Source organism: Micromonospora aurantiaca ATCC 27029, assembly GCF_000145235.1.
Lineage (GTDB): Bacteria > Actinomycetota > Actinomycetes > Mycobacteriales > Micromonosporaceae > Micromonospora > Micromonospora aurantiaca.
Genome location: NC_014391.1, coordinates 4,154,071 through 4,174,151 on the forward strand (window position 1 = coordinate 4,154,071; position 20,081 = coordinate 4,174,151).

The window sequence follows — 20,081 nt, forward strand, 5'->3', positions numbered from 1 at the left end:
GCGTCCGGTCACTCGGCGAGCGACCGGCCGGTCTTGGCCAGGAACACGTCGTCGAGGCTGGGCCGGCGGGCCTCGATCGCGCCGGGCTCGATGCCCCTGTCGTAGAGCGCCCGCATGATCTGCGGGATGGCGGTGGCGGCGCTGTCCACGTAGAGCCGCAGCGTGCCGTCGACCGGCTCGGCCGCGTGCACGTACGGCGCCTCGGCCAGCAGCTTCGTCGCTGCCGGCAGGTCGCCGCCGGTCTCGCCCGCGACGTCGGCGGCGGCGAAGTCGATCGCGACCACGTCACCGGAGATCTCGCGTTTGAGCGCCGACGGGGTGCCCTCGGCCACGATCCGCCCGGCGTCGATGATCGAGACCCGGTCGCAGAGGCTGTCGGCCTCGTCCAGGTAGTGCGTGGTGAGGAAGATGGTCATGCCCTCCTCGCGCAGCCGCCGTACCTCCTGCCACATCCGGACCCGGCTGGGCGGGTCGAGCCCGGCGGTGGGCTCGTCCAGGAACATGACCTGCGGCGAGTGGATAACACCCAGTGCCACGTCGAGACGGCGGCGCTGCCCGCCCGAGTACGTCTTGATCTTGCGGTCGGCGAAGTCGTCGAGCTGGAACGCGCGGATCGCCCCGGCTGCCAGTTCCTGCGCCACCGACTTGGACAGGCCGTGCATCCGGGCCTGGAGCACCAGGTCCCGGCGGGCGGTGGAGTCGTCGTAGGTGCCGCTGGCCTGCGCCACGAAGCCGATCCGCCGCCGGACCTGCGCGGGCGCGCGCAGCAGATCGACACCGGCGATGGTGGCCGCTCCCCCGCTGGGCCGGATCAGCGTCGCGAGCATCCGCAGCGTGGTGGACTTACCGGCGCCGTTCGGGCCGAGGAACCCGACGATCTCGCCTCGGCGTACCGCGAAGTCGACGCCGCGTACCGCGTCGACGGTGGTGGCGCCGCGCCCGCGCCCGACCCGGAAGGACTTGCGTAGGCCGGTGGCCTCGATCATCGAGCCTCCTCGTGCGGCACGACGCCTGCGCGGGTGCGTCAGGCCAGGCTAGTTCGGCCCCGACTGTTGGACAACGGTCGATGCGTCAGGCGTCGGGAGCCGTCCGTGCCAACGCGGCGAGGTGCGTCGCCGCCGCGCGGGCGCCGCCGGCCGTTGCGAACGACTCCCCCACCCGGCGCGCGCCCGCCCGGTACGCGGGCTCGTCGAGCACCGCGATCAGGGCGGCGGTCAGCTCCGCCGGGGTCGCCGAGTGAAAGGAGACCTCCAGGCCGGCGCCGGCCCGGCGCACCTGACGCGCCACCGCCGGGTGGTCGTGCCGGATCGGCGCGACCACCACCGGCACGCCGTGTGCCAGCGCCTCGGAGACGGTGCCCAGGCCACCGTGGGACACCAGCGCGTCCAGCCGGGGCATCAGCTCCAGCACCGGCACCCGGGGCGCGACCAGCACGTGCGGCGGCGGGTCGGGCACCAGGCCGGGGGCGGCGGTGAGGATCACCTGGACCCGGTCGGCGAGCGGCGCGGTCGCCGCCGTCATCCGCCGGTAGAAGTCGGCTGCGAGGTGCTCGGCCATCGTCCCGACCGTGACCAGCACGTGCCGGCGGCCGGGATCCCACGCGTCCCAGGCGAACGCGGGCGCGTTCGGCCGCCGTCCCAGCGCCGGCCCGGTGAGCACGCAGCCCGGCGGCAGCGGCGCCGGGCCGGTCAGCGCCGTGGTGGTCAGCCCGATCACGAGGTACGGCGAGAAGCGCAGGTCGATCGTCTCGTCCACCGGTACGTCGGTCATCGCCCACACCCGGCGGACCTGGGCGCGTACCCAGTCAGTGAACTCGGGCATCTCCCCGGTCGGCGGCGTCAGCTCCAGCATGCCGACGCAGAACGTCGCCCACGGCAGCCCGCGCCGGTGCGCGGCGAGCGCGCCGGCCAGCGCGTACTGGTCGGCCACCACCACGTCCGGCCGGTACCGCTCGACCGCCGAGTCGGCGGCGTCGCGGATGAACCGGTTGGCGGGCAGCACGTGCCCCTCCCAGAGGCTGCGCACGGAGTCCGGCCCGGACGCGCCGTCGGGGCGGTAGTAGCGCTTGCCGGTCGGGAACAGTGTGGCGTCCGGGCCGACCAGCGGACGCAGGTCGCTGCGCGGCCCGACCCAGGCCACCTCGTGCCCGGCCGCCTCCAGTTGCTGGGCGATGGCGACCGGGGCGTGCAGATGGGACTCCACCGGCAGCACGACGAAGAGGAAACGAGCCACGTCGATATGATCGCACGCGCGTTGACATCCATCGGCGTCACTGATCTGATCCGTGGCGTGACGGTACGCGTATGACGGCGATCGACGCCGTCTCGGTGTTCCTGCCGCAGCGCCGGGTGCCGGTCGAGAGCCTGGCCGCGCCGCTGGGCCTGACCGACATGCAGGTCCGCCTGTTCCGCCGCTTCCACGGCCTGACCGAGGTCCGTCGCGACCCCGGGCTGTCCCTGACCGACCTGCTGCTGCACGCGGCGGCCGGCCTCACCGCGCTTCCCGCGCTACGGCAGCGCGTGCGGTTCGTGGTGTACGGGCGGGCGTTCCCGGTGGTCACCCCCTATCCGGTCAACCCGCTGCACGAGGTGTGCCGCACGCTCGGGCTGGGCCACGCACTCGCGTTCACGCTCACCCAGCAGTCCTGCGCCAGCGCGCTGGCCGCGATCGACGTGGCCGGGCGGCTGCTCGCGTCCGAACCGGACACGCCCGACGGCCCGCCGCTCGCGCTGGTGCTCACCGGTGAGAAGGCGTTCACCCGCGACGCCCAGTTCATCCCCGAGACGTCGGTGTTCAGCGAGGGCTCCTCGGCCTGCCTGCTCAGCGCCGGAGGCGGCCGGGACCGGCTCCTCGCGTACGCCTGCCACCAGCGGGGCGAGTTCGACGTGGCCGGCGGCGAGTCCCCGGCACGGTTCCAGCGGGCGTACCGGCCGGCGCTGGCCGAGGTGATCGGCCGCGCGCTGGACCGGGCCGGGACGGCGCTGTCCGAGCTGCGGCTGGTGCTGCCGCACAACGTCAACCTGATGACCTGGAAGCGGCTGTGCCGGCTGATCGGGCTGCCGCTGGACCGGGTGCTGCTGGACAACGTGACCGAGGCCGGCCACGTGTTCTGCGCCGACGCGTTCGTGAACTACCGCACCGCCCGGGAGCGCGACCTGCTCCGGCCGGGTGACAGGTACCTGGTCGCGGCGGTGGGCGCCGGGGACGGCGCGACGTTCGCCGCCATGGTGTTCGAGCACTGACCGGCGTGCGGGAGGCCACCTTGGACGACGGGCTGCGCCTGCTGCGGGCCGCGCGGCACACGGTCACCGGCCCCGCCGCGCTGCTCGGCGATCCCGTGCTGCGCGAGCGCACCGCCGGCTACCTGGCGGACCTGACCCGGCCGTACGGGCTGCGCGTGCCGGACGGTCTGTTCGACGCGCCGTCGGGGGCGCTGGGTCAGTCGTACGGGGAGATGGCCGCCGAGCTGATCCGGGCGGTCGTGCCGCCGGACGAGCCGGTGGACCTGCTGGTGCTGGCGTTCGCCGTGCACGACGTGCTGCCCGGGCGGGCCACCGCGGCGTACCTCAGTCACGTGTGCCCGGGCACGCCGATGTCGTTCGCGCTCTGCGACCAGGGTTCGGCGGCGGCTTTCACCGGGCTGCGGATCGCCCGCGAGTACGGGTGCCGCCGCGCCCTGCTGCTCACCGTCGAGCAGGCGGTCCTGCCGTACGACACGGCGGTGCCCGTACCGGCCCGCCACCGGGCGGTGGCCATGCTCTACGGCACCGCCGCCGACGACACCGCCCGGACCGGCGGGGCGCGGGTGACAGGGCTGCGCCAGCACGCCGACGTCGGCCCCGGCGACGTGGCGGCGCTCGCGGCGGCCGAGGTGCACGAGCTGACGGCCGGGCGTACCGATGTCGCGGTCGTGCTCGGCGCCGACCTCGCGGCCGTGTGGCCCGGCCCCGGCGGCGGCGCGGTGACGACCGGTCCACCGAGGCAGCCGTCCACCGGGGTCTGGTGGGCGCTGCTGGACCGTCTCGCCGGGGACGCGGCGCGGCCCCGGCCGGTGGTGGTGGCCGACTACGAGCCCGGCCTGGGCTACCTGAGCGTGGCCGCGCTGGCGCCGGCGGGCCGGTCAGAGCCCGTCGGCGAGCGCGGCGCGGACGAACGCGCACAGCCGTTCGTTCGCCTCCGGGGCGCCGACGGTGATCCGGACCCCGGCGCCTGGTAGCGCCATCACCAGGATGCCCGCCTCCCGGGCCCGCTCGGCGAACGGCACGGCCCGCTCCCCCAGCGGCAGCCACACGAAGTTGGCCTCGCTGGGCGCCACGGTGAGCCCGAGGCCGCGCAGCGCGCCGATCAGGCCGGTACGCGCCGCCACCAGCTCCGTGCACCGCCGGGTCAGTTCGGCACCCACCTCCGGCGTCAGGCTCGCCACCGCCGCCGCCTGGGCGAGCGCGGAGGGGAAGAACACCGCCCCGGTGAGCGCGGCGGCCCGGGTGAGCCGGGGCGGCACCACGGCGTACCCGACGCGCAGCGCGGCGAGCCCGTACGCCTTGGAGAACGTGCGCAGCACGCAGACGTTGTCGTACGCGCGGTACAGGTCCATCCCGTCCGGCGAGCGCGGGTCGGTGACGAACTCGCGGTACGCCTCGTCCACGATCACCGGCACGTTGGCCGGGACGCGGTCGAGGAACGCCTCGACGTCGTCGCGGCGCAGCGCCGTACCGGTCGGGTTGTTGGGGTTGCACAGCAGCACGCACCGGGTCCGGTCGGTGACCGCGTCCGCCATGGCCGGCAGGTCGTGGTCGTACCCGCGCATCGGGACCGGCACGGCGCGGGCGCCGGCGTTGCCGATGATCAGCGGGTAGCCCTCGAACGACAGGGCGGGGTGGACGACGTCCGGGCGTGGTCCGAGGGACTGCACGAGGTGCTGGCACAGTCCGGCCGAGCCGGGGCCGACGAGGATCGCCTCGGGGCCCACGCCGAGCCGCGCCGACAGCGCCGCGACGAGCGCCGACGACGTGCGGTCCGGATAGCGCTGGAGCGTCGCGGCGGCGCCCTCGACCACCCGCCGGATCCCCGGCAGCGGCGGGTAGGGCGTCTCGTTCATGGACAGGTCGGCCGGGGGTTGCGTCCCGACGGCGGTGGCAGGCGTCATCATCGCTCACTTTCCGACGGGACCGGTGGGGACGGGGTGTGCGCGTGCCGGTCGGCCAGCAGCCCCAGTTGGTAGAGCCGGTCGACGGCCGACAGCGGCCGGACGTCGGTGCCGGAGAGGTTGCCGGCGGTGAGCCCGAGCAGCCGGGGGTTGGCGGCGGTACGGCGCATCATCCGCGCGCCGAGCAGCTTCGGCAGCCCGGACACGGCGGTGATCATGCGGGAGGCGTTGTGGCTGACGGTCGCGACGTGGTCGAGCCGGGGCCGCCGGGCCGCCTCGAAGGCCCGCAGCGCCCGGTCCACGGCGGCCGGTTCCGGCGCGCCGCCCTCGGCGGCCAGGCAGGCGGCGAGCGTCTCAGCGTCACCGAGGGAGCTGTTGACGCCCTGCGCCGCCATCGGGTGCACCGCGTGGGCGGCCTCACCGGCGAGCGCGAGCCCCGGTGCGGCCAGGCGCGCGCTGCGCAGCCGGTAGACCGCGAGCAACTGGCGCCGGTGCAGGCTCGCGCGCACGGCCGGTTCCAGCGGGCTGATCGCCGGGACGGCGGCGAGCAGCCGTCCGCACCACGCGTCCAGGTCCACGCGGCCCCGGAACTCGTCCGGTGTGACCTGCACATAGAGGCGGCACCGCCCGCCCGGCAGCGGGTAGACCAGGCAGAGTCCCCGGGCGGTGCGGTAGGCGGACACCTCGTCGGCCACCTCGGCGCTGTCCACGTCGAAGGCGACCAGGCCGTGCGGGTACTCCCGGCGCTCCACGCCGATCCCGGCCGCGCGGCGCAGCGGCGAGGACATGCCGTCGGCCGCGACCACCAGCGACGCCTCGATGTCCCGCTCGGCGCCGTCCGCGACGACCCGGACGCCGTCGATCCGCCCGTCGTGATCGCGCCGGACGCCTGTCACCCGCACACCCCACCGGACCTCCACGCCGGCCGGCAGCCGGTCGGTCAGCACCGCGCGCAGGTCGCCGTAGTCGGCGCAGAGGATCTGCCGGTACGCCCCGGGCAGGCCCGCGTAGTCCAGGCAGAGCAGCGGCTCGCCGTGCGCGTCGCGGATGGCCAGCCGCCCGACCGGGCGCGCGCCGGTGGCCCGCAGGGCGTCCAGCGCGCCCCAGGAGTCGAGGATGCGGACCGTCTCGGGCTGGAGGATCTCGCCCTTGGCGATCGACGCGGGAGCGCGCTGCCGGTCGAGCACGAGCACCCGCAGGCCGAGCGCGCCGAGCGCGTGCGCGCAGGCCAGCCCGGCCGCGCCGGCGCCGGCCACCACCACGTCGGCGGTCATCGGGCCATCGCCCCCGGTGCGGCGCCGGACCGCGTGGCGGCGGCCCGGCGGTACTCGCCGAGCGTCCGCAGCGCGAGCGCCTGGGTGATCACCGCGTTCGGGTACCGCATGTGGTGGCGGATGTAGTTGCACACCCGGGCGGCGGGCCAGGCGCCGTCCGGTCCGGCGGCGGCCACCAGCCAGGCGACGCCCCGGTCCACCGCGTCGGCGGCGTCCGGATCGCCGGTCGCGAGCAGGCCCTGCACCGCCCAGGACGTCTCCTCCACAGTGCCGCCGGTGCCGTCGCCCGGGCCCCACGAGCCGTCGGGCAGCTGGGTGTCGCGCAGCCACCGGGCTGCGCGGCGCACCACCTCGTGCCGGGCGTGCCCGACCCGGGACAGCGCGGCGACCACCACCGCGGTGCCGGAGGTGTGGTCGCGGTACCAGAGGTTCTCGAACGTGCCGTCGGGCGCGGCCCGGGTGAGCAGCCAGGCCGCCGCGCGGGCGATCGCCGGATGGTCGTCCGGATGCCCGGCGTCGTGCAGCGCGAGGATCGCCTGACTGGTGATGGCCGGGCAGGGTCCGTCGTTGGGGAGCCGGGTGTCGCGGACCCACAGGCTCCACGAGCCGCGGCTGTCCTGGCGGCCGACGAGCCACGCCAGTCCCTGGCGCAGCACCGGGTCGGTGCCGGCACCGGGGAGTCCGGCGAGCGCGGAGAGGATCTCGGCCGACTCCAGCGTGACCGGCCAGCCCCGGGCGTTCGAGTAGCTCCACCCGCCCGGCGGCACGTCAAGCACCTCGAACGCCTCCGTCTTGCGGGCGGCGTGGAGGAACTCCCGGGTGGCGTGCAGCCGGGGATCGTCGGCGTAGCCGGCCGCGATCAGCCCGGTCGCCGCGTACCCGGACCGGGTGAGGTCCAGGTTGCTGACCGCGTCCCAGGATCCGTCGGGGCGTACCGCCCGGCGCAGCCAGCCGACGACGGCGCGGGCGATGTCGGGCGCCTCGCCGCTGCGGGCCAGACCGAGCAGGACGAGCGCGGCCGGCCACGGGTCCTCGCTGAGCGCTCCGGTGCGGCCCTCGTGGTCGTGGATGGACCGCAGCAGCCGTACCGCCGCCGGACGGGCGCGGCGCAGCGTGGCCCGGCGCAGCCGGCCCGCGGGCAGCATGTCGGCCTGCATCAGGGCCAGCCCGACGAACGGCGCGGTACGGAACGACAGGCGCTGCCGGCGTACCCGGTCGAACAGGACGATCTCCAGCGGCAGCCGGCGCAGCGGGCCGGCCTCGGCTGTCATCCCGGCCATGGTGAGCAGTTGCCGGCACAGCAGCGAGATCGCCGGATCGGTGATGGTGTCGACGCCGCCGAGCGCGGCCAGCCGGGCGCGGCCCGCCGCAATCGCGTCGGCACTGTCAGCCGGTGCGCTCAGCGCCAGCGCGGCGACCGCCACGGCGGTGGGTACGACGGCGGTGCCGGCGCCCACGACGCCACCCCAGCCGCCGTCGTCGTGCTGCGCGCGGCGCAGCCAGGCGGTTCCGGCGTCGACCAGGTCGGCGCAGCCGGACGGGTCGGCGGCGTGCAGCGCGGCGACAGCGCCAGCGGTGCCGAGCACCGAGGCGGGTGGGTCGTCGCTGAAGGCGCCGTCGGGGCGGCGGCGACGGAACAGCGCCTCGGCACCAGCGGTGAGGGCCTTCCCGACGGCCTCGGCGGTCACAGCGGTCATGGCGCGTCCTCCAGAGGCAGTCGACTGTGGGTGGCGAGGGTCAGGCCCGCGACCGGCGGGCCGAGTTCGTGCCGGACGCGCATGCCGCGCTGCGCCAGCCAGGTCAGCAGCACCATCGGCAGCGCGAGCGCGAGCTGCACGGCGACGCCGAGGCCGAGCCCGACCGCCGCCGAGGCCAGCACCACCCGCTCGACGACCAGGACCGAGTGGGCGCGCAGCGCCACCAGGACGGGCATCCCGTCGCGGCGCGCCACCAGCGGAGCCAGCGCGGCGACGCCGGTGACCAGGACGACGAGCACAGTCGCCAGGTACGCCATCCGTGTGCCCGGCTCGGCCAGCAGCCCGGCGGTCACGGCGGCGCCGATCGTGACGGCGTAGAGCGCCACCACGGTCCGTACGGCCGCCGGCACGCCCCGCCCCACCGGCAGCGTGCGGTAGCCGCCGGCACGATCGCCGTCGATGTCGCGCAGCGCGCCGACCAGGTTGGACATGGCGTCGTGCGACCAGAACGCGACGACGAGCGCGAGCAGCACCGGCACCGCCCAGTCCCGGTCCGGCGCGAGGCCGGCGGCGAGCGCGCCGTAGCCGAGCGCGACCGCGCCGAGCGCGCCGCGGACCAGGTTGCCGGCGATCCCCCGGGCCTTGAACCACCTGCTGTACGCGACGATGCCGCACGCGGCCAGCAGCGCCGCCACTGTGGTGCCCCATCCACCGAGTACGGCCAGGACCCCGAGTGCGGCGAAGCAGGCGCTGCCGCACCACAGTGCCGTGCCCGCGCGCAGCCGGCTGGACGGGATCGGCCGGTGCGGCTTACTGCCGGCGTCGAGGTCGCGGTCGAAGTAGTCGCCGAGATAGTGGCCACCCAGCCAGCCGGCGGTGGGCGCGGCCCAGGCCGACAGCAGCAGCCACGGATCGTGGCCACCGGCCACTGCGGCGCCGGCCAGGCCGACGAGCCCGACGTACCAGAGGGTGTAGGGCCGCCAGGTCTCCACGTGGGCCCGCAGTGCTCGCACGGCGCCGGCCGTGCTCACGCCATCTCGCTCGTCATCCAGGCCGCGATGCCGGTGAGCACGTCCGCGCTCGCGGACGGGGTGAGCGCTGCCAGCTCGGCGCGGGCCCGCTCGGCGTGCTCCACCATCAGCCGCCGGGCGCCGTCGACAGCGCCCACCTCGCGGAGCAGGGCGGTGACCCACTCGACGTCGCCGGGACCGGCGCCACGGCGGTGCAGCACCGCCAGCAGTTCCACCCGTGCGGCGTCGCTGATCGCGTCGTAGGCCAGCAGCAACGGCAGCGTGGGGCGGCCGTTGTTGAGGTCGCTCGTCGCGGGCTTGCCGGTCTGCTCCGGGGTGGACAGGTAGGACAGCAGGTCGTCGCGGATCTGGAACGCGGTGCCGACGTGCTCGCCGTAGCGGGCCAGCCCGGAGGCCACCAGCGGGTCGGCGCCGCCGAGCAACGCGCCGATGTGGCACACGGCGCGGAACAGCGAGCCGGTCTTGAGCCGGATCATCTCCGGGTACCAGCGGGCGCCCGCGTCCAGGTCGCCGACGAGCCGCGCCTCCAGCGCCTGGCCCCGGCACAGGTCCTGGCCGGCCTCGGCGAGCGCGGTGACGGCGGCGACGACCGACGCCGCGGGGACCGCCCGGCCGCTCTCCACCATCGCCTGGAAGGCGTGGAAGATGAGGTGGTCGCCGGCCACGATGGCGCCGGGGATGCCGTACGCGACCGGGACCGCCGGGCGGCCACGGCGCAGCGTGTCGGCGTCGATGATGTCGTCGTGCACGAGCGTCGCGACGTGCAGGTATTCGGTGCCGAGCGCGGCGGCGAGGACGTCCCGTGGTGATCCGCCCACCGCCTCGGCGGCGTGCAGCGTCATCATCGGGCGGAGCATCTTGCCCGCCGGCAGCAGCGCGTAGCGCACGATCGCGTCGAGCTGGTCGGGCGTCTCCGGCCACCGCCGGCCGAGTTCGGCGCGCAGCAGCCGCCCCGATTCGCTGCGGGCCAGGTCGTCGATGAAGGGCGGATATCGCGTGGAGCCAGCAACCGTCATGACGCGTCGACCCTTTCGCCAGGGATCGGCTAGTCGCCACGCGAGACGTTACCGGTAGGTCCTCCCCGGAACAACCATTGATAAACGCGCATGGACATGGGTGGCGCAAATGTCGCGACAGCATTCTTCAGCACATTGACCGATGCGCAGAGAAATCCGCCGTTTGACCCACGGCCGCCATCTCGATGCATATACGTCAATGTTCGGGCGCACGGGACGGCACCGGACAGGTTCGGCTCCCCCGGGCCCGCTCAGGCGCCGGCGGCGAACTCCATGAGCGTCAGCCCGTCGGTGCCGTGGTAGGTGCGCCGGGGCGCCAGGCCCGCGGCGGCGGCGAGCGCGGCGAACTCGGGCAACCCGCGCTCCCGGCCGCCGACGAGGACCAGCATCCGCAGGTCGTACGGGGACAGGTGCGGCACGTGCGGCACCGTCGGCAGCACCTCGATGACGAGCACCCTGCCGGTGGTCCCGGCCGCCTCGGCGCAGCGCCGCAGGATCGCGGTGGCGTGGGCGTCGCTCCAGTCGGTGAGCGCGCGGGAGACCACGTACACGTCGGCGCCGGGCGGCAGCGGGGCGAAGAAGTCCCCCACCACGGTCTCGGCCCGGTCGGCGAGGCCGCAGGCGGCGAACGTCGCGGCGGCGGTGGCCACCGGCTCGTCGCGGTCGACGAGCGTGCCCCGCAGGTGCGGATGGGCGCCCAGCACCTCCCGCAACAGCCCGCCCGCACCCCCGGCCACGTCGACCACGTGCTTCGCCTCGTGCCAGGGGTAGAGCGCCGCGACCTCCGGGGCGGTGAACCGCTGCTGGCTGAGCATCAGCGCGTCGAAGTAGGCCCGGTGGTCCGGGTGGGCGTCGAGGTCGGCCCAGAAGTCGCGCCCGTGCACCTCCCGGTAGCCGGGCCCGCCGGTGCGGATCGCGTGCGGCAGGCCGGTCCAGGCCAGGTCCATCCGCGCGCCGAGCCCGCCGAGGTCCAGGTAGGCGCCGTGGCCGCCGCCGTCGCGGTCGCAGAGCAGCTCGCCGACGTCGGTGAGGCCGAACACGTCCGGCGACACCTCGACGAACACGCCCCGGTGCGCGAGGTAGCGCAGCAGGCGGCCCAGCGCGGCGGCGTCCGCGCCGCAGGCGTCGGCCAGCTCACCCAGACCGGTGACGCCCGCGGCGATCCGGTCCGGCACGCGCAGCGTCACCGCCGTGCGGACCGCGAACGGGGTGGCCAGGTCGGTGAGCCGGTCGAGCCGCTCCCCCGCGTCACCCTCGATCTGGGCATCGATCGACACCGGCGCCTCCTCCCGCGTCGCGGGCCGGCACCGCCGCCCCCGCCGGTGCGCATGCTTCCAGGCGTACGGCGGGTGAGTCAACGACGACGGCTGGTGAGGACATTCATGGACGTGGAACAATTCGCGGACCAGCCGAGGCGCGCAGACCGGAGGGATCATCGATGACCACATCCATCGCGGCCGAGGTCCGGCTCGTCTCCGGCGCGCTGGGCGCCGAGGTCCACGGCATCGACCTGAACACGCTCACCGACGAGGGTTTCGCGCTGATCCACGACCTGCTGCTCAAGCACCAGGTGGTCTTCCTCGCCGGTCAGACCGGGCTGACGCCGCAGGCGCACGTCGCGTTCGGCCGCCGCTTCGGCGAGGTGGAGCTGCACCCGTACCTGCCCCGGCTGGACGGACACCCGGAGATCGTCGTCATCGACTCCGCCGACGGCGGCAAGGTCGACGTCTGGCACACCGACATGACGTTCCACCAGAGCCCGCCGATCGCCTCGATCCTGCACCTGATCCAGTTGCCCGAGGTCGGCGGCGACACCATGTGGACCAACCAGTACCGGGTCTACGAGGCGCTCTCCGCGCCGATGCGGGACCTGCTCGACGGGCTGACCGCCATCCACGTCATCCGGATCGGCACCGAGTTCACCAGCCGCGCCGAACACCCGGTGGTCCGGGTGCACCCGGAGACCGGGCGCCGCTCGCTGTACGTCAACCGGCTGTTCACCTCGCACATCCCGCAGCTGACCCGCAACGAGAGCGACGCGCTGCTGGAGCACCTGTTCACCTTCTCCGAGAGTCCCCAGTTCACCTGCCGCTACCGGTGGCGGACCGGGGACGTCGCGGTGTGGGACAACCGGGTCACCCAGCACTACGCCGTGAACGACTACGACGGGCTGCGGCGCGGGCAGCGGATCACCGTGCTCGGCGACCACCCGACCGGGAACGAGCCCCGGTGGGAGCACTACGTCCCGGCACCCGGCGAGCGCTACTGGCCGGGCCGGGTCAACGCGGTGGAGAGCTACTGACCGCCGGTCACCAGGTGACCGGGAAGGAGGCGATGCCGCCGTTCATCCGGTCGTGCCGCCACGGGATCTCCGCCAGCGGCACGGCCGGAGACAGCGCCGGCATCCGGGTCAGCAGCGCCCCGAGCGACAGCTCCACCTGCATCCGGCCCAGCGCCGTGCCGAGGCAGAAGTGCGGCCCGAAGCCGAAGGTCAGATGCGGCACACCGGGCCGGCGGTCGATGTCGAAGACGTTCGGCTCGGGGAAGAACCGGGGGTCGCGGTTGCCGGCCCACGGGATCGCCATCACGCAGTCGCCGGCCCTCATCCCGACCCCGCCGAGGACCAGGTCCTCGCGGACCACCTGCACCCGGAACATGGCGCTCACCGACGTGTAGCGCAGGATCTCGTCGGTGGCCGCGGCGAGCTTGCCCGGCGCGGCCCGCAGCTTCGCCAGCTGCTCCGGGTGCTGGAACAACGCGCGCAGGCCCGCGCTCGTCGAATTGATCTCCAGCCCGCCGAGCAGCACCCCCATGGCCAGCTCGACCAGTTCGGCGTCGACCAGCTCGTGCGCGCCGCCGCCGCGGACCCAGGCCGAGAGCAGGTCGTCGCCGGGCTCGGCCCGCTTGCGCGCCAGCTGCCCGGCCAGGTAGTCCCGCAGCTCGGCCTGCGCGGTCACGGCGGCGGCCGAGCCGTACGCGGTGACCGAGTTCAGCCCCTCGATCCAGGCGTAGAACCGGGGCCGGTCGGCGGCCGGGACGCCGAGCACGTCGCACACCACGAGCACCGGCAGCGGCGCCACCAGTCCGGCCACCACGTCGGCCGGGCGCGGACCGGCCAGCATGGCGTCGACCAGCTCGTCCACCAGCCGCTGCACCCGGGGCCGGAACGTCCCGATGCGCCGGGCGGTGAACGCGCGGCCGGCCACCCGCCGCACCACGGCGTGCGCCGGACCGTCCATGTTCAACTCACGGGGGCCGCCGCCGTCCGGTGTCGCCGTCGCGCCCAGCGGCAGCCGGGAGAAGCGGGGATCGGCCAGGACGGTGCAGCAGTCCTCGTAGCCGAGCACCAGCCAGGCCGCCCGCCCGTCGGGCAGCCGCACCCGGCTGACCGGCTCGGCGACGACCATCTCCAGCAGCTCGGCGGGAAGGTCTCCGGTGAACGGTTCGAACGGATAGGAACGCAGCCCGGAATTGACTGTCACCGGGCCACCGGGCAGCTGATCGCGGTCCACGTCCGACATCGGCTAAGAGTCCAGCATCGGTTAGTCCGGCGTCAATATCCGTCGCATGCGTCCGCGGCCTTCCGCGTACCGGTGCCGATCCCCTAGCATCGGTTCTCCAGGGCTGCCGTTTCGCCGCGCGGATTGGTGGGATTTGACTGCGCCGCTGCGAATTCTGATGTCGACGTGGGGCTGGCGGTCGCATTTCTACAGCCTGGTCCCGCTCGGCTGGGCGTTGCAGGCCGCCGGTCACGAGGTGCGGGTGGCGAGTCACCCGTCGATGGCCGCCACGATCAGCGCGGCCGGGCTCGCCGCCGTACCGCTGGGCGCGGACGTCGACTTCGCCGAGGCGTTCGCCGGCCGGATCGGCACGGTGGCCCCGCTCGCCGGTTCCGCGTCGGCCGGCGCGGTCGTGCCGGCGATCACCGCCGACGGCGGGGTGGTCCGGTTCGCCGACGCCGTCCTCGACGACCTGGTCTCCTTCGGCCGGTCCTGGCGGCCGGACCTGGTCCTCTGGGAGCCGTTCAACCTGGCCGCGCCGGTGGCCGCCGCCGCGCTGGGCGTGCCGGGCGTGCTGAACCTGTGGGGGCCGGACTCCTCGACCACACTGCGCATGGACCCGGATCAGGTGGTCGGGCCGCTGGCCGCCCGGTTCGGGTTGCGCGCCGCCGACGTGCCGCTGGACGGCGTCCTGACGCTCGATCCGGTGCCGCCACCCATGCAGGTGCCGACGGCGCGCCCCGGCCGTCCGGTGCGGTTCGTGCCGTACAACGGTCCGGCCGTGGTGCCGGACTGGCTGCGCCGCCCGGCGGGCCGGCCCCGGGTGTGCGTCACGGCGGGCACCATGATGGCCGCCGCCGGGTTGCACGACCGGTTCGACCTGGGCGGGGTGATCCGGGCGGTGGCCGAGCTCGACGTGGAGGTCGTCGTGGTGGTCGAACCGCGTCAGCACGAGGGGCTGGGCCCGCTGCCGGCCCGGGTCCGCCTGGTCGACGGGCCGCTGGCCGTACGGCTGGTGCTGCCGACCTGCGCCGCGCTCGTGCAGCAGGGCGGGGCCGGCACCACCATGACCGCGCTCGCCTACGGCGTGCCGCAGCTCGTCCTGCCGCAGGTCAGTGACCAGCACTTCAACGCGGAACGGCTGGCCGCCACCGGCGCCGGCACCTCGCTGACGGGTGAGCAGGCCACCGCCGACGCGGTCCGGGAACTCGTCGGCGAACTGGTCGGTGACGGGCCCCGGCGACGGGCCGCGACGTCGATGCGTGACCGGGTCCACGCCATGCCCGCCCCCGCGGATCTGGTGCCGGCGCTTGCCGCCCTGGCCCGGGGCGGCCCGATCTGAGGAGTCGCAGATGACGCAGGAGCCACCGGCCATCCCGTACCCGCTCGCGCCGGCTCCGACGATCTACCACCCGTCGCCGGACTACACCCGGATGCGGGAGACGTGCCCGGTGGCCCGGGTCGAGCTGCCCGACGGGGCGTGCGCGTACCTGGCCACCCGGCACGCCGACGTGCGCCGGGTCTTCACCGACCAGCGGTTCAGCCGGGCCGCCGCGGCCGGCCCGAACCGCCCGACCCGGGAACTCGGCTCACTCGCCGAGGACTCGCTGATCGGGATGGACCCGCCCCGGCACACCACCATGCGCCGGGCCGTCTCGCACGCGTTCACCGTCCGCCGGGTGGAGGAGCTGCGCCCGCGGGTCGCGGCGCTCGTCGACCGGATGATCGACGAGCTGGAGGCCGCGGGTCCGCCGGCCGACCTGATCACGCACCTCTCCGGTCCCCTGCCGATCTCCGTGATCAGCACGCTGTTCGGCATTCCGGAGCGGGACCGGGAGCGGGTACGCCAGTGGTCGGACGCTCTCGTCGGCGACTGGGACGCCGATCCGGACGCGCCCCGGGCCGCGCTGGAGGCGTTCCGCGAGCTGATCGACGAGCGGCGCCGCGAGCCCGGCGACGACCTGATGAGTGCGCTCATCTCGGTCTGGGACGACCACGACGACCTGACCGAACGGGAGCTGGTGTCGGTCACCGCCGGGATCTTCGTGGGCGGGCACGAGACCACCACCAACCAGCTCAACCTGTTCCTGCTCGTGCTGGCCCGCCATCCGGAGCAGCTGGCCGGGCTGCGCGGCGACGATCCGGTGGCGGTGGCCCGGGCGGTCGAGGAGCTGTCCCGCTTCATCCAGCTCGGCGACAACGGGGTGTTGCTGCCCCGGGTCACGACCGAGGAGGTGGAGCTGGGCGGCGTACGCCTGCCGGCCGGCGCCGCGGTGCTGCCGGCGATCGCGTCGGCCAACCGGGACGCCACTGTGTTCCCGGGCGCGGACACGCTCGACCTGACCCGCGTGCACAATCCGCACCTGGCGTTCGGCGCCGGTCCGCACCACTGCCTGGGCGCGGCGCTGGCGCGGATGGAGTTGCAGGAGGCGCTGGGCGCGCTGCTGCGGCGGCTGCCAGGGCTGCGGCTCGCTGTCGACGAGGCGGAGCTGCGGTTCCGGCCCGGGCTGGTGGTGCGCAGCCTGGAGTCGCTGCCGGTGACCTGGGACCGGTGACCGGTCAGCCGCCCGCCGACCCGGGGACGACCCGGGTCGGCGCGGCGGCGTCGAGCGCCGCCTCCACCGCCACCTCCTCCACGCCGCGCAGCAGCCGTTCCGCCTGCTCCTCGGTGAAGCAGCCGAAGTCGAAGATGACCTGGAGGTGAACCGTCTCCGGCTGGTCCTCGACGGTGATGAAGACCTGCTCGGGCAGGTGGTCCAGCGGGCCGTCCCAGACCAGGAACGTCTCGTCGGCCCGGCGGCGGATCCGCTCGGCAGTCACCGGGTCGTCGTGCAGCCCGCCGTCGGCCGCCTGCCGGGTGGTCACCCGCCGGTCGTTGATCCGGCAGCTGATCCGGGCCGGGTACCCGCGTTCGGCGTCCAGCCGGTCCGAGACCTCGGCGAGCTGCGCCGGGTCGTAGTAGGCGTACTTCCCGGCGGAGACCGCGGCCCGGCGGGCGCGCGCCACCACCTCGTCCACGGTGGTGTCCGCGGTGTCGACGCGCAGCACGCCGTTCTGGCTGAGCGGGGCGATGGCCTCGGCGAAGCCCGGCCGGAACCGGTTGCCGACGATGAGCTTCGCGGTGAGCGGGCTGACGCCGGTGGCCCGGCCGATCGCGACCGCGATGACCGCGAGCAGCACGCGCGAGGTGTCCGTGCGGGTCCGCGCCGCGATGGCCCGCACCGCCAGGTACGCGGCGGGCGAGCTGAACCGGCCGTGCCAGTACCGGTGGCCCCGGCGCCCACCGGCCTTCGGCTCACCGAACGTCAGCGGCGGGACGTCCCGCAGATGCTCGGCCCAGTGGCGCACGGCCCGGTCACTGAGCCGGCGCAGCGGCGGCGTCTCCTCCCGCCGCCCCAGGTCGAGGATCTGCACGGTACGCGGGTCGGCGACCCGGCGGACCGGCCGGCCGGCCAGGCCGAGGTCGGCCAGGATCAGGGACGTGGCGGTGCCGTCCACCACGAGGTGGTCGATCGTCAGCACCCGGTGCACCAGCGCGCCGCGGTGCCGGATCACCGCCATCCTCACCGACCAGTCCCGGTAGAGGTCGTAGTGGCTGAGCAGGCGGGCGTGGCCCAGGTCGTAGGCGAACGCGGCCACGTCGGCCGGGTCCGCGTCGTCGGGCACGTCCACCACGTCCAGGACCGTCTCGCCGCTCGCCGACACGACCTGGCACGGGCCGCCGCCGTCGCCGGCGCCGAGCCGCATCCGCAGCGCCGGGTGCCGGGCCATCAGCGCGGCGAACTCGGCCGCCACCTGCTCGATCGTGACACCCGCGGGCATCGGGTGGGCGCCGCTGACGTTGTGCGTCCAGCCGGTCTCCCGCATGTCCTGCATGATGGCCTTCTGCCCCCAGGTCAGGGGCGCGGTGCCGGCGCCCGGCCCGGCGAACGCCACGGGAACCTGGGCCTGGACCGTCTGCGCGAACACCCGCTCATCAGAGCAACGCGCATCGGTGTGTGTCAACGTGACGGCGCACGGTTACGCTGCCGTCCATGCGGGACGCCGTCCGGGTCTGGATCGTCCCGGTGGCGGTGCCGGCGGACGAGCTGGCCCGGTACCGGGCGGTGCTCGACGCGGACGAGCGGAACCGGGCCGCGCGGCTCGGCGCCGGGGCGCTGCGGGACCGGTTCACAGTGGCGCACGGCGCGCTGCGCGTCCTGGCCGGGCGGGCTGCCGGCGCGCCACCGGCGGCCCTGACCTGGCACCGCGGCCGGTACGGCAAACCGGCGCTGACCGGCCCGTGGAGCGGCCTGCACACGAGCCTGTCGTACTCCGGCGACCTGGTGGCGGTCGCGCTCAGCGAGGGCCGCCCGGTCGGGGTGGACATCCAGCACGTCGCGCCGGGCGGTGACCCGGTGTCGGCGTCCGCGCGCTTCTTCGACCCGCGGGAGGCCCGGCACGTCGCCGCCGGACCGGACCCGGCCGGCCGGGCACTGCGGTTCACCCGGCTGTGGGCGCGCAAGGAGGCGGCGGTCAAGGCGGCCGGGGGCCGGCTGTGGCCCAACCTCGCCGTGCCGGTGCACCGGGCCGACGTGGTCGAGTGCGTCGAGCCGGCCGGCCCGCACCGGCTCGCCGACCTGCCCACACCCGCCGGGTACGCGGTGGCGGTCGCGCTCGCCGGCGACCGGCCGTACGCCGTCGAGTGCCACACCGGCCTCGGTCACGATCGGTGACGATCGCCGTACCCGTTGACACCTGCCGATGTCCCCTGCTCTGATGACTCCATGCCGACGCGCATGATCGACTCGTGGGACGCCCGGTGCTAGAACACGACGCGCCGGCCGACGCGCCGCCCCGTGACCAGGTCGTCGACCGCCTGACCGTCCTGCTGACCCGCATGCTCCGGCCGGACACGCCGGTCACCGAGCAGACCCAGCTGATGGACGACCTCGGCCTCAGCTCCTCGCTCGGCCTGGAGCTGCTGCTGTCGCTGGAGGACGAGCTGGAGATCCAGATCGACGTCGAGGAACTCGACGAGGATCGGATGGCCACGCTCGGCGACCTGGCCGACTACATCACCGCCAACTCCACCCCGCGCTGAGCAGGCCGAGACGTGGACCGGCCCGGCCTGAGCGTGGTGGTGCCCGCGCACGAGAACGGCTCCGCACTCGACGCGACGCTGCGGTCGCTGACCCGGCAGACGCTGCCGCCCGGCGACTTCGAGGTGATCGTCGGCGACGACGGCTCGGCCGTGGCGCTCGGCCCGGTGGTGGACGCCTACCGGGACCGGCTGCGGATCGACTACGTCCGCAGCGAGCGGAACCGCGGCCGCAGCGCCAACCGCAACGCGGCGGCGGCCCGGGCCCGCGCGGACACGCTGATGTTCCTCGACGCCGACACGGTGGCGCATCCCGGGCTGCTGGAGCGGCACCGCGACTTCCACTCCGGTCGCGCCGGCCGGCCCGGGGTGCTGCTCGGGCAGCGGTACGACCTGGACTGGGTCGGCGCGGACGCGCTGCGCCGGGGCGAACCGGTCGCCCCGGTGATGCTCGACGCCGAGCGTGGCGACCCGCGGCTGGAGGACATCGCCCTCCCGCAGCGGACGGACGACTTCCCGAGCGCGCCCTGGGTGCTGGGCCTGACCCACAACGCCTCGGTGGACCACGAGTCGTTCCGGCGGGTCGGCGGCTTCGACGAGGCGATGGTCAAGTGGGGCTTCGAGGACCTCGACTTCTTCTACCGGGTGTTCCACCTGCACGGCGCGCCGCCGGAGCTGTTCCGGCTGGACGTCGACGCGCTCTCCTACCACCTGCCGCACTTCCGCAAGACGTCGAACGGGCTCGCCTCGATGGACAACATGAAGTACCTGCTGCGCAAGCACCTGCGCTACGACGTCGAGGTGCTGTACGGGCTCAACACGTTCGGCCGGCACCTGGGCCGGATCCGGCTCTACGGCCAGGCCATCGAGGCGTATCGGGCCGGTGGGCTGGGCCGGCCGGACGTCCTGCCCGCGTCGCTGCGCGAGGAGCTGACGGCGAGCGCGGCGCTGATCGTCGGCAACGGCGTGTCCACGCTGGACCTGGGCGCCGGGTCGCACACGTTCGATCACGACGCGCCGGTCGGCGAGACGAACTCCCACCTGCTCGGCACCGTGCTCCAGCAGTTCAAGGCCGGCGCGCTGGACCTGATCGTCAACGTCGACATGTGGCGGTGCCTGCTGCCCGAGGACCTGCCCGCGTTCCTCACCCGGGGGCTGCTCAAGGCCGACCGGATCGAACTGGTCGCCACCCGGACCGGCCCGGACCAGCGCGCCCTGCTTCCGGTGCCGCTGGTCGCCGACCTCGACTACGTGGCCGACATGCTGCGCCCGCACTTCACCGTCGCCGTCGCCGCGTACGACACCGCCACGGTGATCACGCTCCGCTGAGGTACCCG

18 protein-coding genes are annotated in these 20,081 nt (G+C 74.8%); 8 read left to right on the forward strand and 10 right to left on the reverse strand.

All coding sequences use genetic code 11. The annotated features are described in order from the left end of the window. Positions 1-8 precede the first annotated feature (8 nt). Complete coding sequence (locus tag MICAU_RS18440; RefSeq protein ID WP_013286857.1) at positions 9-986, reverse strand: daunorubicin resistance protein DrrA family ABC transporter ATP-binding protein; 978 nt, start codon at positions 984-986, stop codon at positions 9-11. 85 nt (positions 987-1,071) lie between these two features. After that, the gene (locus tag MICAU_RS18445) at positions 1,072-2,232 is read right to left on the reverse strand and encodes a glycosyltransferase (RefSeq protein WP_013286858.1); all 1,161 of its coding nucleotides are present in this window, start codon (positions 2,230-2,232) and stop codon (positions 1,072-1,074) included. Between the two features lie 71 nt (positions 2,233-2,303). Here MICAU_RS18445 and MICAU_RS18450 point away from each other — a divergent pair, with 71 nt between their 5' ends. Then, a complete protein-coding gene (locus MICAU_RS18450; protein ID WP_013286859.1) occupies positions 2,304-3,242 on the forward strand; it encodes a 3-oxoacyl-[acyl-carrier-protein] synthase III C-terminal domain-containing protein in 939 nt (312 codons plus the stop codon). Positions 3,243-3,247: 5 nt separating this feature from the next. Further along, on the forward strand, positions 3,248-4,216 hold the full coding sequence (locus MICAU_RS18455) for a 2-hydroxy-acid oxidase (RefSeq protein WP_244879620.1): 969 nt from the start codon (positions 3,248-3,250) through the stop codon (positions 4,214-4,216). Here MICAU_RS18455 and MICAU_RS18460 read toward each other — a convergent pair. From MICAU_RS18460 to MICAU_RS18485, 6 genes are all read right to left on the reverse strand, one after another. Continuing rightward, entirely contained in the window at positions 4,121-5,146 is a 1,026-nt protein-coding gene (locus tag MICAU_RS18460) for an aminotransferase class I/II-fold pyridoxal phosphate-dependent enzyme (RefSeq protein ID WP_244879621.1), read from the reverse strand. The two genes, MICAU_RS18455 and MICAU_RS18460, sit on opposite strands and share 96 nt — an antisense overlap. After that, complete coding sequence (locus tag MICAU_RS18465) at positions 5,146-6,420, reverse strand: FAD-dependent oxidoreductase (protein WP_013286862.1); 1,275 nt, start codon at positions 6,418-6,420, stop codon at positions 5,146-5,148. The genes MICAU_RS18460 and MICAU_RS18465 overlap by 1 nt, the downstream gene beginning before the upstream one ends. Then, positions 6,417-8,117 (reverse strand): prenyltransferase/squalene oxidase repeat-containing protein, encoded by a 1,701-nt coding sequence (locus MICAU_RS18470; RefSeq protein WP_013286863.1) that lies wholly within the window; start codon positions 8,115-8,117, stop codon positions 6,417-6,419. The genes MICAU_RS18465 and MICAU_RS18470 overlap by 4 nt, the downstream gene beginning before the upstream one ends. Further along, positions 8,114-9,148: a UbiA family prenyltransferase gene (locus MICAU_RS18475; protein ID WP_013286864.1), complete on the reverse strand. Its 1,035-nt coding sequence runs from the start codon at positions 9,146-9,148 to the stop codon at positions 8,114-8,116. Before MICAU_RS18475 ends, MICAU_RS18470 begins: the two co-directional genes overlap by 4 nt. Beyond that, positions 9,145-10,164, reverse strand: a complete 1,020-nt coding sequence (locus MICAU_RS18480) for a polyprenyl synthetase family protein (RefSeq protein ID WP_013286865.1) — start codon at positions 10,162-10,164, stop codon at positions 9,145-9,147. Before MICAU_RS18480 ends, MICAU_RS18475 begins: the two co-directional genes overlap by 4 nt. 251 nt (positions 10,165-10,415) lie before the next feature. Next, positions 10,416-11,441 carry a methyltransferase gene (locus MICAU_RS18485; RefSeq protein WP_013286866.1) on the reverse strand — a complete coding sequence of 342 codons (1,026 nt, stop codon included), beginning with the start codon at positions 11,439-11,441 and terminating at the stop codon, positions 10,416-10,418. Between the two features lie 161 nt (positions 11,442-11,602). On the opposite strand from MICAU_RS18485, the gene MICAU_RS18490 reads away from it, so the two are divergent. Next, positions 11,603-12,466: a TauD/TfdA dioxygenase family protein gene (locus MICAU_RS18490; protein WP_013286867.1), complete on the forward strand. Its 864-nt coding sequence runs from the start codon at positions 11,603-11,605 to the stop codon at positions 12,464-12,466. 7 nt (positions 12,467-12,473) lie between these two features. On the opposite strand, the gene MICAU_RS18495 is transcribed toward MICAU_RS18490, so the two are convergent. Continuing rightward, positions 12,474-13,685: a cytochrome P450 gene (locus tag MICAU_RS18495; protein ID WP_013286868.1), complete on the reverse strand. Its 1,212-nt coding sequence runs from the start codon at positions 13,683-13,685 to the stop codon at positions 12,474-12,476. A gap of 157 nt (positions 13,686-13,842) precedes the next feature. On the opposite strand from MICAU_RS18495, the gene MICAU_RS18500 reads away from it, so the two are divergent. Together MICAU_RS18500 and MICAU_RS18505 are read left to right on the forward strand one after the other, a co-directional pair. Beyond that, a complete protein-coding gene (locus tag MICAU_RS18500; protein ID WP_013286869.1) occupies positions 13,843-15,006 on the forward strand; it encodes a nucleotide disphospho-sugar-binding domain-containing protein in 1,164 nt (387 codons plus the stop codon). Positions 15,007-15,016: 10 nt separating this feature from the next. Next, the gene (locus MICAU_RS18505) at positions 15,017-16,219 is read left to right on the forward strand and encodes a cytochrome P450 (RefSeq protein ID WP_013286870.1); all 1,203 of its coding nucleotides are present in this window, start codon (positions 15,017-15,019) and stop codon (positions 16,217-16,219) included. Positions 16,220-16,223: 4 nt separating this feature from the next. On the opposite strand, the gene MICAU_RS18510 is transcribed toward MICAU_RS18505, so the two are convergent. Further along, positions 16,224-17,633 carry a condensation domain-containing protein gene (locus tag MICAU_RS18510; RefSeq protein WP_041799043.1) on the reverse strand — a complete coding sequence of 470 codons (1,410 nt, stop codon included), beginning with the start codon at positions 17,631-17,633 and terminating at the stop codon, positions 16,224-16,226. 65 nt (positions 17,634-17,698) lie between these two features. Here MICAU_RS18510 and MICAU_RS18515 point away from each other — a divergent pair, with 65 nt between their 5' ends. The 3 genes from MICAU_RS18515 to MICAU_RS18525 all read left to right on the forward strand — a co-directional run bounded on the left by MICAU_RS18515 (position 17,699) and on the right by MICAU_RS18525 (position 20,073). Then, a complete protein-coding gene (locus tag MICAU_RS18515; protein ID WP_013286872.1) occupies positions 17,699-18,379 on the forward strand; it encodes a 4'-phosphopantetheinyl transferase family protein in 681 nt (226 codons plus the stop codon). Positions 18,380-18,453: 74 nt separating this feature from the next. Beyond that, the gene (locus tag MICAU_RS18520) at positions 18,454-18,747 is read left to right on the forward strand and encodes a phosphopantetheine-binding protein (RefSeq protein ID WP_244879622.1); all 294 of its coding nucleotides are present in this window, start codon (positions 18,454-18,456) and stop codon (positions 18,745-18,747) included. A gap of 12 nt (positions 18,748-18,759) precedes the next feature. Continuing rightward, complete coding sequence (locus MICAU_RS18525; protein WP_013286874.1) at positions 18,760-20,073, forward strand: glycosyltransferase family 2 protein; 1,314 nt, start codon at positions 18,760-18,762, stop codon at positions 20,071-20,073. The last annotated feature ends 8 nt before the right edge of the window (positions 20,074-20,081 follow it).

Excerpts from the sequence above, each read along its gene's own strand:
- MICAU_RS18460 (WP_244879621.1), bottom strand. The coding sequence starts at position 5,146 with ATGACGCCTGCCACCGCCGTCGGGACGCAACCCCCGGCCGACCTGTCC.
- MICAU_RS18465 (WP_013286862.1), bottom strand. The coding sequence starts at position 6,420 with ATGACCGCCGACGTGGTGGTGGCCGGCGCCGGCGCGGCCGGGCTGGCC.
- MICAU_RS18470 (WP_013286863.1), bottom strand. The coding sequence starts at position 8,117 with ATGACCGCTGTGACCGCCGAGGCCGTCGGGAAGGCCCTCACCGCTGGT.
- MICAU_RS18490 (WP_013286867.1), top strand. The coding sequence starts at position 11,603 with ATGACCACATCCATCGCGGCCGAGGTCCGGCTCGTCTCCGGCGCGCTG.
- MICAU_RS18440 (WP_013286857.1), bottom strand. The coding sequence starts at position 986 with ATGATCGAGGCCACCGGCCTACGCAAGTCCTTCCGGGTCGGGCGCGGG.
- MICAU_RS18495 (WP_013286868.1), bottom strand. The coding sequence starts at position 13,685 with ATGTCGGACGTGGACCGCGATCAGCTGCCCGGTGGCCCGGTGACAGTC.
- MICAU_RS18515 (WP_013286872.1), top strand. The coding sequence starts at position 17,699 with ATGCGGGACGCCGTCCGGGTCTGGATCGTCCCGGTGGCGGTGCCGGCG.
- MICAU_RS18480 (WP_013286865.1), bottom strand. The coding sequence starts at position 10,164 with ATGACGGTTGCTGGCTCCACGCGATATCCGCCCTTCATCGACGACCTG.
- MICAU_RS18505 (WP_013286870.1), top strand. The coding sequence starts at position 15,017 with ATGACGCAGGAGCCACCGGCCATCCCGTACCCGCTCGCGCCGGCTCCG.
- MICAU_RS18500 (WP_013286869.1), top strand. The coding sequence starts at position 13,843 with ATGTCGACGTGGGGCTGGCGGTCGCATTTCTACAGCCTGGTCCCGCTC.
- MICAU_RS18450 (WP_013286859.1), top strand. The coding sequence starts at position 2,304 with ATGACGGCGATCGACGCCGTCTCGGTGTTCCTGCCGCAGCGCCGGGTG.